The organism is Paenarthrobacter sp. MSM-2-10-13, from assembly GCF_011605365.1.
In the GTDB taxonomy this organism is placed as follows: Bacteria; Actinomycetota; Actinomycetes; order Actinomycetales; family Micrococcaceae; genus Arthrobacter.
This window is the reverse complement of record NZ_JAAOXO010000001.1, coordinates 215,129-226,906: the sequence shown is the minus strand read 5'-3', so window position 1 is coordinate 226,906 and position 11,778 is coordinate 215,129. Positions and strand designations below refer to the sequence as shown.

11 protein-coding genes are annotated in these 11,778 nt (G+C 63.0%); 4 read left to right on the top strand and 7 right to left on the bottom strand.

Translation table 11 applies throughout. From position 1 onward, the window contains the following. Positions 1-53 precede the first annotated feature (53 nt). Positions 54-1,205 (top strand): glutamate--cysteine ligase, encoded by a 1,152-nt coding sequence (locus HAV21_RS01115; RefSeq protein ID WP_142938409.1) that lies wholly within the window; start codon positions 54-56, stop codon positions 1,203-1,205. A 25-nt stretch (positions 1,206-1,230) separates the two neighbouring features. Here the strand turns inward: HAV21_RS01115 and tsaD are convergent, their stop codons facing one another. The 6 genes from tsaD to HAV21_RS01085 are packed head-to-tail and all read right to left on the bottom strand — an operon-like array spanning position 1,231 to position 6,580. After that, entirely contained in the window at positions 1,231-2,379 is a 1,149-nt protein-coding gene (gene tsaD / locus HAV21_RS01110; RefSeq protein WP_166839963.1) for a tRNA (adenosine(37)-N6)-threonylcarbamoyltransferase complex transferase subunit TsaD, read from the bottom strand. Beyond that, positions 2,376-2,831, bottom strand: coding sequence for a ribosomal protein S18-alanine N-acetyltransferase (gene rimI, locus HAV21_RS01105; RefSeq protein WP_166840869.1), 456 nt, complete (start codon positions 2,829-2,831; stop codon positions 2,376-2,378). Before rimI ends, tsaD begins: the two co-directional genes overlap by 4 nt. Before the next feature lie 53 nt (positions 2,832-2,884). After that, positions 2,885-3,556, bottom strand: coding sequence for a tRNA (adenosine(37)-N6)-threonylcarbamoyltransferase complex dimerization subunit type 1 TsaB (gene tsaB, locus HAV21_RS01100; protein WP_166839961.1), 672 nt, complete (start codon positions 3,554-3,556; stop codon positions 2,885-2,887). Then, on the bottom strand, positions 3,556-4,134 hold the full coding sequence (tsaE, locus tag HAV21_RS01095; protein ID WP_166839959.1) for a tRNA (adenosine(37)-N6)-threonylcarbamoyltransferase complex ATPase subunit type 1 TsaE: 579 nt from the start codon (positions 4,132-4,134) through the stop codon (positions 3,556-3,558). The genes tsaB and tsaE overlap by 1 nt, the downstream gene beginning before the upstream one ends. Continuing rightward, entirely contained in the window at positions 4,131-5,384 is a 1,254-nt protein-coding gene (gene alr, locus HAV21_RS01090; RefSeq protein ID WP_166839956.1) for an alanine racemase, read from the bottom strand. Before alr ends, tsaE begins: the two co-directional genes overlap by 4 nt. A 56-nt stretch (positions 5,385-5,440) precedes the next feature. Beyond that, complete coding sequence (locus tag HAV21_RS01085; RefSeq protein WP_166839955.1) at positions 5,441-6,580, bottom strand: carbohydrate kinase family protein; 1,140 nt, start codon at positions 6,578-6,580, stop codon at positions 5,441-5,443. Between the two features lie 19 nt (positions 6,581-6,599). Between HAV21_RS01085 and HAV21_RS01080 the strand changes: the two genes are divergently transcribed. Continuing rightward, entirely contained in the window at positions 6,600-7,970 is a 1,371-nt protein-coding gene (locus HAV21_RS01080; protein WP_166839953.1) for a 6-phospho-beta-glucosidase, read from the top strand. On the opposite strand, the gene HAV21_RS01075 is transcribed toward HAV21_RS01080, so the two are convergent. Continuing rightward, positions 7,967-8,485 carry a GNAT family N-acetyltransferase gene (locus HAV21_RS01075; protein WP_166840867.1) on the bottom strand — a complete coding sequence of 173 codons (519 nt, stop codon included), beginning with the start codon at positions 8,483-8,485 and terminating at the stop codon, positions 7,967-7,969. The genes HAV21_RS01080 and HAV21_RS01075 overlap by 4 nt on opposite strands. A 111-nt stretch (positions 8,486-8,596) precedes the next feature. On the opposite strand from HAV21_RS01075, the gene mshA reads away from it, so the two are divergent. Together mshA and HAV21_RS01065 are read left to right on the top strand one after the other, a co-directional pair. Continuing rightward, the gene (gene mshA / locus HAV21_RS01070; protein ID WP_142938400.1) at positions 8,597-9,841 is read left to right on the top strand and encodes a D-inositol-3-phosphate glycosyltransferase; all 1,245 of its coding nucleotides are present in this window, start codon (positions 8,597-8,599) and stop codon (positions 9,839-9,841) included. A 98-nt stretch (positions 9,842-9,939) separates the two neighbouring features. Beyond that, positions 9,940-11,628 carry a formate--tetrahydrofolate ligase gene (locus tag HAV21_RS01065; RefSeq protein ID WP_166839952.1) on the top strand — a complete coding sequence of 563 codons (1,689 nt, stop codon included), beginning with the start codon at positions 9,940-9,942 and terminating at the stop codon, positions 11,626-11,628. The last annotated feature ends 150 nt before the right edge of the window (positions 11,629-11,778 follow it).

Genomic DNA, 11,778 nt, shown 5'->3' with positions numbered 1-11,778 from the left:
GCCCCACAGCGGGGAACCGTGTCCGGCTGAGACAAGACAAATGAGGGGACTACGTGCAGATTGATTTTGCGCCATCCAGGCAATCGACACTGGGTGTGGAATGGGAGTTGGCGCTCGTCAATGCACGCACCGGGGAACTGGTATCAGTGGCCAACGACGTCCTCAAAGGCGTCGCCGCGAACCACCCCGACCTCAACGAGGACGACGAACACCCCCATATCAAGCGCGAACTGCTCCTCAATACGGTGGAACTGGTCACCGGGATCTGCGAAACAGTCAAAGACGCCAAGGAAGACCTCAGCCGCTCCCTGGCCGCCGTGCGTGAAGTCACCGATCCCATGGGCGTGGAAGTCTTCTGCGCAGGCAGCCACCCCTTCAGCCCTCCCCTGCTCCAGCCCGTCACGGACAAGGAGCGTTATGCCAAGCTCATTGAGCGGACCCAATGGTGGGGACGCCAAATGGTGATCTACGGTGTTCACGTCCACGTGGGCATCGACCGCAAGGAAAAGGTCCTTCCCATCCTGGACGGGCTGGTCAACTACTTCCCGCACTTCCAAGCCCTGTCCGCCTCAAGCCCTTACTGGGCCGGAGAAGAGACCGGCTACGCCTCCCAGCGTGCGCTCATGTTCCAGCAGCTTCCCACCGCAGGCCTCCCCTTCCAATTCGACACGTGGGAGGCGTACGAGTCCTATGTCCAGGACATGTTCACCACCGGCGTCATCGATGCGACCTCAGAAATCCGCTGGGACATCCGCCCGGTGGCCAACCTTGGGACCATCGAGATGCGCATCTGCGACGGGCTGGCCACTCTTGAAGAAGTAGGAGCCATTGCCGCGCTGACCCAATGCCTGGTGGACGAGTTCTCCTCCATCCTTGATGCAGGCGGCAGCATCCCCACCATGCCGCCCTGGCATGTGCAGGAGAACAAATGGCGGGCCGCGCGTTACGGCATGGAAGCCATCATCATCCTCGACGCCGAAGGCAACGAGCAGCTTGTCACAGAGCACCTCACGGAAACCGTCGCGCGGCTTGAGCCCGTGGCAGCAAAGCTCGGCTGCTCCGAAGAATTGGCAGACGTCCTGAAGATCATTGAGCGTGGGGCAAGCTACCAGCGCCAGCGCCGCGTCGCCGCCGAACACAACGGTGACCTGCAGGCAGTGGTCATGGACCTCGTGCACCAAATGCGCAAAGGACCTGACGCCTAGTTCCCTGTTTGCCTGAGTCTGAAGCTCAGGCGGGCACTGACACCGTGGTCACCGGCATGGAGGAATCCGGCGCGAAGGAGACTCCGCTGGGGCCGATGCCGGCCATGATCAGCTGGGCACCGAGCGCCGCAACCATGGCGCCGTTATCCGTGCACAGGTCCAGCGGCGGGACATGGAGCTTGATTCCGGCGGAAGTACACCGCTGCCCGGTCAGTTCCCGAAGCCGAGAGTTCGCTGCTACTCCCCCACCAAGCAAGACGTCCGTGATGCCATGCTCTTTGCAGGCCAGGACTGCTTTGGAACTGATGACGTCCACCACGGCTTCCTGGAACGCTGCGGCAATGTCCGCCACGGGGACTTCTTCGCCACGGGCTTCGAACTGCTCAACGCACCGGGCCACCGCTGTTTTCAGGCCGCTGAAAGACCAGTCATAGCGGTGCGGGCCCTTTTCCTCCGCACTACCCATGTACTTGGGCTGCGTCAGGCCGCGAGGGAAGCGGATGGATTTGGGGTTACCTTGACGCGCCAATTTGTCGATGGCCGGGCCACCGGGATACCCGAGGCCAAGGATGCGGGCCACTTTGTCGTAGGCTTCGCCGGCGGCGTCGTCAATGGTTGAACCGAGAAGCTCGACGTCGTCCGTGATGCTGCGGATGCGCAGGATTTCCGTATGCCCGCCCGAGACCAGGAGGGCTCCGAGGTTCTCCGGCAGCTTGCCGGCTCCCAAGCCGGCGGCAGCACCGGCGTCGTTCTTTCCCTCAGTTCCTTGACGTCCGTTCAGGAGTCCCACGCCCACATGCGCCACCAGATGGTTGATGGCGTACAGCGGTTTTCCCGTGGCCACAGCCAGCGCCTTGGCAGCACAGACGCCTACCATGAGCGCACCTGCCAAGCCGGGACCGGATGTCACGGCAATGGCATCAATCTCGTCCAAGGTGACACCGGCTTCATGCAGCGACTCCTGCAAAGTGGGCACAAAAGCGTCCAGGTGCGCGCGCGACGCGATCTCCGGGATGACACCGCCGAAGCGGACATGCTCATCCATGGACGAGGACACGGTGTTGGTCAAGAGGGTGGTCCCCCGCACGATCCCCACGCCGGTCTCATCGCAGGAAGACTCGATGCCCAGCACCAACGGCTGCTGCTGTGACTGTTCCGGATACTGCCCGCTCACGCCGTGGCTCCTTCGTGGGACTGTGGTTTGTTCAGTTCAAGACGCATGATCAGGGCGTCCGTGCCGTCCCGGTAATAGCGGGGACGCACGTGGATCTGCTCAAAGCCGAACCGCAAGTACAGCTGCTGGGCGCGGGGGTTGTCCGCCCGGACTTCCAGCAGGACGTCTGCCGCACGGCGGCGACGCGCTTCATCAATCAGTTCAGTCAGGACAGCCGAACCGATGCCCTTGCCCTCGAATTCAGGCACGACGGCGATCGTCTGGACGTCCGCGATCGGCTCAATACACATCAACCCGGCGTAGGCCACGATCTCCCCGGAAACCTCCGCCACCACATAGCGCCGGGTCTCCGGCTGGGCCAATTCGTCGAAGAACATCTGCAACGGCCAGGCATCCACGGGGAACAACCGGCGCTCCAACGTCTCCACTGCCGGGATATCAGCCTCGGTCATGTCCCGCAGGGAAAGACCGGCGAGTTCCAGCTTGGGTGAGAATTTCCTTTCGGTCACAGCGCACGCTTCCTGGGTCCAGGCACCTGGGCATCGGATTCGCGCAGATACAACGGTGTAGAGTCCAGCAAGGTCTGACCGGCCGTGAGCTTTGCCAAAGCGAACTGCCCCAGCGAGGTCGCGTCCGGCTGGGTCTGAGCGAAATCAACGTCCGCAGTGAGGACATCGGCGTACAAACCTGCACCCGCCCCAAACACCGGCAAGTCCGGGAGCTCGGAGGCGAAACCCACATGAGGGCCGTCCACGAGTTCCGGAAGCTGTCCGTCAGCCAGCACATAACGGGCCCAATAAACCTCTTTGCGTCGGGCGTCGGTAGCCACAAGGAACTCGGGTGTGGAGGCCGTTGACTCCGCAACTTCCAAGGCAATGGCGTCCAGGCTCATCAGCCCATACAACGGCTTGTTCCATACGTAGGCGAGGGTGCGGGCCGTCGCAATGCCCGAACGGAGCCCGGTGAACGGGCCGGGTCCCACACCCGTGACGATCGCGTCAATGTCAGCGCCGGTGACACCGGCACCGGCCAAAAGCTTTGCGATCCCGGGAGCAAGGACTTCGGCGTGGCTGCGGGTATCCTCCGTGGCGAAAGATTCCACCACGGACTCCATGGCATCGTCCGAAATCAGCGCCGCACTGGCAACCGCTGACGTATCAATGGCCAGGATCAGCATTAGAGGCCTTTCACAGGTGATGTAGTTTCAAGGACCTGCGGCGCTTCGGCCCAGCGGGGACCGAATCCGCGGAAAACAATGGTGCGGGGCTCGTCGTCGTCATCGGTGTCGAAGTCCATAACGTCCCCGTCCGTAGTGGGCGCAGCGGCTGCCCCGCCAACGGACCGGTGCAGGTCAACCTCCAGACGGCTGTCCGAGAGATGCTCCACCCGGTCCCTGCCCCACTCCACCACGGTGACCGCTGTATCCATGGTGTTCTCAAGATCGATGTCGTCGATCTCCGCTGTCGAGTCCAGCCGGTAAGCATCAACATGGACCAGGTCCGGACCACCGGGCCTGGGGCCATCCGGGAGATTTGGGTGGATCCGTACCAGGACAAACGTTGGCGAAATGATGCCTGCACGCACCCCCAGGCCTTCGCCAAGTCCCTGGGTGAACGTGGTCTTGCCCGCACCCAGCTCGCCTGTCAGGACCAGGAGATCCCCGGCCTCAAGCACCTCGCCCACAGCCGCTGCGAGCGCGTGTGTCTGTTCCGCCGTCGTGACTGTGAGCGTGCGCTCCCACTGGGCGTCGCTCACAGCGTTGCCGTTCCAGCTGCGTCATTGAGGGCCGCTGGTGACTCCGGCGTGGCGGGCATTTCGTTGACGTAGCTGCGAGGGACCCGGGGGCTGATGCGCGTCACGATTTCGTAGTTGTTGGTTCCTGCTGCGGCCGCCCAATCATCGGCGGTGGGGCCACCGTCTGCTCCATTACCAAACATGACAGCCTCGGCACCCTTGAGGCCTGTCGCCTCCTCCGGGGACAGAGGTCCGAGGTCGATGACCATCTGGTCCATGGCGATCCTGCCAACAACCGGATACGTCGTGCCGTTTACCCGTACAGGACCCCCGGTGGCGACCCTGGGGACGCCGTCCGCATAGCCCAGCGGCACCAGGCCCAGCGTGCTTTCCTCGCTGGTCCGGTAATTGAGTCCGTAAGAGACGCCTTGGCCTTCGGGTACCTTTTTGCAGTTGGACAGGAGAGTCCGGACAGTCATGGCGGGATGCAGGCCCAATTCGGCAGATGTGGCCCCATCGAAGGGCGAGAGTCCGTACACACCGAGGCCTACGCGGACAAGGTCGAAGTGAGAGTCGGGTCGGGACAAAGCCGCCGGCGTGTTGGCTATATGCCGGACCTCGGTGTCAACGCCGGCGTCCTCGGCCATGGCGATTGCCTCGCGGAAGACGGCCAGTTGATGGTCCGTTTCTGGGCGTTGCGGCTCGTCTGCAACGGCCAGGTGCGAGAAGATACCCACAACCCGCAGGAGGCCCTGATCCTGGTAGTCCATGGCCTGTCCCAACAGCTGGTCCCAATCCGCAATGGTGCAGCCATTCCGGCCCAGTCCCGTGTCCACTTTGAGATGCACCCGCGCGGGTCGCTCCTGTTCCCGCGCTGCGGCGACTACCGCTTCGAGCTCCCAACCGGAGATCCCGACGTCGATGCCGGCGGCGACTGCCGCTTGGAAGTTGCTTTCGCGGGTGTGCAACCAGGCGAGGAGCGGGGCCTCGACTCCGGCGGCGCGCAAGGCGAGCGCCTCGGAAATGTGGGCGACACCCAGCCAGGCAGCTCCGGCGTCGAGGGCTGCCCGCGCCACCTGCACGGCACCGTGCCCATAGGCGTCCGCCTTCACCACAGCCATCACAGCGGCCGGGGAGGCAATGCCCACGAACTGACGAACGTTGTGCCGCACGGCGTCCAGATCGATCACGGCGGAGCGCTCCAGGACCGCTGACTTTGCTATGGAGGTCTTCGCGCCGATCCCGATTTCTGCAGCTGCTTCGTAAGTCACCCTAGAGATTCTAGTGCTGTCAGTGAACTCGGGTTAACTGCGGAGCCCGGCCATGGCTACTGCGCGTCAGACAGATGCGCGATGGTGGCCCGGGCTCGTCGTTGGGCTTCGGCCGGGATGTCCTTCACGATCGGTTCCAGGAAGGCGAAGCGCCGCAGCCATTGACTGGACTGACGCTCCTTCCGCGCGTTCGCCCGTTGCCACCAATCCGCGATGTCTCCCCATCCCGGTGCAGCCAGTGAGCCCCCCACTTCCTGGACCGCCAGGGAAGCGCAAAGGTTCGCGAACCGGAGCCGGTCCCCCAGCCTCCACCCTGCCAGGCACCCCACAATGAAGGCCGCCCCGAAACAGTCCCCGGCGCCGGTGGGATCTGAGGCTGATACGGGCAGGGACGGCACCCACTCCTCTTCCCCGGTTTCGGAGTCCACTGCCACGGCGCCTTGGGGGCCGAGGGTTACCACTGCCACTGGGACGCGGTCAGCCAGCGAATACAAGGCCGCCCACGGGTCGGTTTTGCCGGTGAACGCCATCGCTTCAGGGGCATTAGGCAAGAAGGCGTAGAAGTTAGCCAGCTGGTCCAGGCGACGCTCGGACCACTTCCCCGTAGGATCCCAGCCCACCACGCCAAAGAGCTTGGTGCCTGCATCCTTCGCGGCCAGCATCCACGGCTCCAGTTCCTCGCCTAAATCTGCGACGGCGGCGAGTGCCTTGGGTGGTTTTCCGATCAATTCCGAGGAACTGATCGGGGCGGGGTGGCCGTGTGTCACCATGGACCGGTCCTGATTCACGCACATGGATACCGTCACTGGAGAATGCCAGCCCGAAACCCGCAGCGAGAGTGAGAGGTCAACGTGCTCCTGGCTTTCCAGGATCTGCCAGTTGTAATCGCCGTATCCGTCGTCTCCGAAGGTTGCCGCGAGGTTGGTGCGCAAGCCAAGCCGTGCGGCAGCAATGGCCTGGTTGGCTACGCCCCCGGGGCAGCTGCCCATACCTTCGCTCCACACCTCCGTGCCGGGTTCGGGTGCGTGCGGAAGGCCGGTGAAAATGATGTCCTGGAAAACCGTTCCTGTCAGGAGGAGATCGCACTGGTGGTCCCCGTCCGACCGGACGGTAGCCAAGGGGTCGTATCGTCGCTGGGGCATAGCGTCCATGCACGGCAGACTACGCTGCACGTGCTGGGCTGCATAGACTTGCATGCCTGCATAGACTCGGACCATGCGGCTCATGATCGCCGGTGGCGGCGGATTCCGGGTTCCCCTCGTGTACCGGGCTTTGTGCGAGGGACCTTTCGCAGGTTTGGTGGACGGGCTTGTTCTCTTTGACGTGGATGAGTTACGGCTCGCTGCCATTGAGGCGGTGCTTCGCGACATGCCCACGGGCGGTTCCGGGCCCGTCGTCGTTGTCTCCACGGATCTTGGGCAGGCACTCACCGGCACGGACATGGTGTTCGCGGCGATCCGACCCGGTGGTACCGCGGGGAGGATCGCGGACGAACAGATTCCCCTGAGGTTGGGGTTGCTGGGCCAGGAGACCACCGGCGCCGGCGGCATCTCCTATGCGCTGCGCTCCATCCCTCGGATGCTGGAACTCGCTGAGGCCATGCGGGAGTATTGCCCCGATGCGTGGCTCATCAACTTCACCAATCCGGCCGGCATGGTTACCGAGGCTTTGGTGCCGGTTTTGGGTAACCGGGTGATCGGCATCTGCGATTCCGCCGGAGGATTGGTCCAGCGTGCTGCCCGCGCCGCCGGGGCCCCCCTTGCTGAAGGGCACCTCGACGGCGTGGGCTACTTCGGGCTGAACCACCTCGGCTGGCTTTACCGGCTGGCACCCGCTGGACGGGACCTCTTACCGGATCTGCTGTCCGATCACGGTGCACTTGAAACCATGGAGGAGGGCCGCTTGTTCGGGCAGCACACCCTCCTGCTCCTTGGCTGCCTGCCCAACGAATACCTTTACTACTACTACCAAACGTCGCAGGCCACCCAGGCCATTGGACAGCAGCAGCAAACCCGCGGGGCGTCCATCCACGGCCAGCAACAGTTGCTGTACCCGTCGCTTCTCCATGCTTCACAGCCATACCGGCTCTGGGATGACGCCCGGCGCTCCCGGGAGGAAGGTTACCTGGCAGAAGCGAGGACCCACGGGGAACAGCGGGACGAGTCCGATCTCGCAGGAGGCGGATACGAACGTGTAGCGCTTTCGGCAATGCGTGCGCTGTCCGGCGGCGGTAGGGCGCAGTTGATCCTCAATGTGCCCAACTCGCCGGTGTCTCCCACTGGGCCCGCTGCCGAGGCGGCGGTGCCCGGACTGCCTGGGGACGCCGTCGTCGAGGTTCCCTGCGAGGTAACGCCCGACGGCGCGTTGCCGCTGGCCCAGGACCGGCCGGACGGGCAGTTCCTCACCCTGATGCAGCACATCAAGGAGGTGGAGCGGCTGACAATCCGCGCCGTGGTGTCCGGCGAGCGCGAGGCAGCTGTGGAAGCCTTTGCAGCACATCCCCTGGTAGGTTCGCTCGGCTTGGGCCGGCAACTGCTTGACGGTTACGAGGCCGCTTTTCCTGAATTAACCCAGCTGTGGGCTTAAAGCTTTCGGTACATCACGTGCAAGCCCACGTAGCCGATTTCAGGGTGGTTGAAGGCTTCAGGCACCGTAGCAAGAATCTTGAAACCCATGGACTGCCACAACCACACGGCACGCACATTGCTCTCCACCACGGCGTTGTACTGCATGGAACGGAAGCCTGCCGCTTTCGCTTCGCTCAGTGAGTAGGCGCACAGGGCCCTGGCAATACCTTGACCCGAGTTGTTGGCCCCCACCATGTATCCGGCGTTGGCAACATGGCTTCCACCACCGGCTTGATTGGCGTGGAACTCCCCTGTTCCCAGGACCTCGCCGCTGCCCTGGCGCACAGCAACGAAGGTCTGGCCGGGAGCTTCCTTCACCCATTTGCTCCTGGCCACTTCTTCTGTGGTGTCGCGATCCCATGTGAAGGTCTCGCCCTCGCGGATCACCGGCTGCAGGATCGACCACATTCCGGGCCAGTCCTCAGGTGTTGCTTTACGGATGTCAAAGGATTGTTCTTGGCTCACAGCGGCCACGCTAGCAGTCTTGTCCACATAGCGGAGCTTGCCCGGCTGAGGACTCAACGGCAGGAGTAATGTTTTCTGCAGCGCAACGTTGAATTTGCTGTGATCGTGAGGAGGTCCCGGATGCCGTTGATCCGTCGTGTGGCCTTTCTGTCCCTCCATACCTCCCCCATGGAGCAGCCCGGCGCGGGAGATGCCGGCGGAATGAACGTTTACGTGCGCGCCTTGGCCATGGCACTTGCGGAGTCCGGGGTGGAGGTGGAAATCTTCACGCGATCCACCAAAGCCGGCCAGCCCGCCGTCGAGCACCCTGGCCCCGGCGTCTGCGTACACAACGTCATGGCAGGACCACGCCGCAAACTGCCCAAGGAAGAACTGCCGGCACTTCTGCACCACATGGTCGAGGAAATCGACAAAATCCGCCACCAACAGCTCCACGGCCGCTACGACGCCATCCACTCCCACTACTGGGTTTCAGGCGTGGCAGGGCTCGAGCTCTCAGAACTCTGGGGCGTCCCCCTCATCCACACCATGCACACCATGGCCAAGGTCAAAAATCTTGTCCTGGAATCCGGTGAACGGCCTGAGCCGCGGCGCCGGGAAGACGGAGAGCAACGCATTGTGGACGGCGCTTCGAGGCTGGTTGCCAATACTCCTGCCGAAGCGGAGGAATTGGTTTCACACTACGGGGCGGATCCTGACCGGATAGATGTAGCCCCGCCGGGAGTGGACCTCAAGGTGTTCACGCCCTCGTTCCGGCGAAAATCGCGTTCATTGCGGGGCGTCAGGCCGGACAGCTTCCACATCCTCTTTGCCGGCAGGATCCAGCGGCTCAAAGGTCCCCAGGTATTCGTCAAGGCGGCCGGCATACTCCGAAAACGCCGGCCGGACATTGATTTGGAAATGACCATACTGGGCTCTCTGAGCGGGGCGAAGGACTTCAACCTCCAGCACATTATTGAAGACGCTGGACTCTCCGACGTCGTTACTCACCGGCCGCCTGTTGTGGCACCGGAGCTGGCCAGCTGGTTCCGGTCAGCAGATGTGGTGGTGATGCCCTCCTTCAGCGAGTCCTTCGGTTTGGTGGCGTTGGAAGCACAGGCGTGCGGTACACCTGTGGTGGCCACCAATGTTGGTGGTCTCTCCCGCGCCATCTCCGACGGGCGAACGGGCATCCTGGTAAACGGACACGATCCTTCCGATTGGGCAGACGCCCTAGAAGATCTTTACGACGACGTCCAGACCCGCGAGGACATGGGCCGGCTCGCTGCCACCTACGCCGAGTCCTTCGGATGGCAACGCACCGCCGCCATCACGTTGGAAAGCTACCGTGAGGCTGTGGGCGGACTCTTGGTCCCGCGGCGCTGAGTCTCCGCCGGTATCTGCACCGGGGCTGATAGATTGTCGCGCACAGCGTAAACCCCCGGCAGCAGCATCCCCGCTGCGGGCAGAACCGAAGGACAAAGATGTCTGAAAACAAGGTCATGAGTGATCTTGAGATTGCCCACCACGCCACCATGCTTTCCATTGAAGAGGTGGCCGAACGCGCCGGCATTCCCGTGGATGCACTTGAGCTGTACGGGCCTTACAAGGCCAAGATCAACACGGCCAAACTGGTACTGCCTCAGGGCAAGGCCCCCGGCAAGGTAGTGCTCGTCTCCGCCATGTCCCCCACTCCTGCCGGTGAAGGCAAGTCGACCACCACAGTGGGACTCGCTGATTCCCTGGCCCGCGCAGGCCACAACGTGATGATCGCCCTGCGTGAGCCCTCTCTCGGTCCGATTCTGGGCATGAAAGGTGGAGCCACGGGCGGCGGTTACTCCCAGGTGTTGCCCATGGACGACATCAACCTGCACTTCACGGGCGACTTCCACGCCATCACCTCGGCAAACAACGCCCTCATGGCCTTGGTGGACAACCACATTTTCCAGGGCAACCACCTCGGCATCGATCCACGCCGCATGACGTTCAAACGCGTGCTGGACATGAACGACCGCGCTTTGCGCGAAGTGATCATCGGACTCGGCGGCCCCATGCAGGGAGTGCCCAGGCAAGACGGCTTCGACATCACCGTGGCCTCGGAAATCATGGCGGTCTTCTGTCTCGCCTCAGACCTTGACGATCTTCGGGACCGGCTGGGACGCATCACCTTCGGGTACACCTACGACCGCGCACCCGTCACGGTGTCGGACCTCGGTGTGGAGGGCGCTCTCACCATGCTCTTGAAGGATGCCATCAAGCCCAACCTCGTCCAAACCATCGCAGGGACGCCCGCTTTGGTCCACGGCGGCCCCTTCGCAAACATCGCCCACGGGTGCAATTCGTTGATCGCCACCCGCACCGCCATGCAGCTTGCCGACGTCGTGGTCACCGAAGCAGGCTTCGGCGCGGACCTTGGTGCGGAGAAGTACATGGACATCAAGGCGCGCATCGCCGACGTGGCGCCATCCGCCGTCGTAGTAGTAGCCACCATCCGCGCCCTCAAAATGCAGGGCGGAGTTGCCAAGGAGAACCTCAGCGAGCCAAACATCGAAGCCGTGGCGGCCGGCGTCGAGAATTTGAAAAGGCACGTGGGAAACGTGGCCAAGTTCGGTATTTCCCCCGTTGTGTCCATCAACAAATTCGGAACGGACAGTCCGGAGGAACTTCAGTGGCTCCTTGCCTGGTGCGCCGCGGAAGGCGTTCAGGCGGCGGTTGCCGATGTTTGGGGGCGCGGTGGCGGAGGCGACGGTGGTGATGAGCTCGCCGCCAAGGTGGCAGCCGCACTGGATGTGCCAACCGACTTCCACCACCTCTACCCGCTGGAACTCAGTGTTGAGGACAAGATCCGGACGATCACGCAGGAGATCTACGGGGCCGACGGTGTGGAATTCTCTGTGCCGGCAATCAAACGTCTCGCCGAGATCGAGAAGAACGGCTGGTCAGAGCTCCCCGTGTGTATGGCCAAGACACAATACTCCTTCACCGACGATGCGTCCCGGCTGGGTGCGCCCAAAGGATTCCGCGTGCACGTTCGCGATCTGATTCCCAAGACCGGTGCTGGATTCATCGTTGCGCTGACCGGTGCGGTGATGACCATGCCCGGCCTTCCCAAGGAACCGGCCGCCATGCGCATGGACGTGGATGCCGACGGCAACCCTACCGGCCTCTTCTAACCCTCTCTCACATCCCAAGCCCTACACCCCAACCCTCTCTCACTTCCTTGAGGAAAGGGATAGAGCGTTGCGCTCAGAGGCCAAGGATCGGATAGAGCGTTGCGCCCAGAGGGCAGGGATCTGATAGAGCGTTGGGTACGGCAAACGCCC

Coding starts and splice junctions, on each gene's coding strand:
- rimI (WP_166840869.1), bottom strand. CDS start 2,831: ATGACCGAGGCTGATATCCCGGCAGTGGAGACGTTGGAGCGCCGGTTG.
- tsaB (WP_166839961.1), bottom strand. CDS start 3,556: ATGCTGATCCTGGCCATTGATACGTCAGCGGTTGCCAGTGCGGCGCTG.
- HAV21_RS01085 (WP_166839955.1), bottom strand. CDS start 6,580: ATGCAAGTCTATGCAGCCCAGCACGTGCAGCGTAGTCTGCCGTGCATG.
- HAV21_RS01080 (WP_166839953.1), top strand. CDS start 6,600: ATGCGGCTCATGATCGCCGGTGGCGGCGGATTCCGGGTTCCCCTCGTG.
- mshA (WP_142938400.1), top strand. CDS start 8,597: ATGCCGTTGATCCGTCGTGTGGCCTTTCTGTCCCTCCATACCTCCCCC.
- HAV21_RS01065 (WP_166839952.1), top strand. CDS start 9,940: ATGTCTGAAAACAAGGTCATGAGTGATCTTGAGATTGCCCACCACGCC.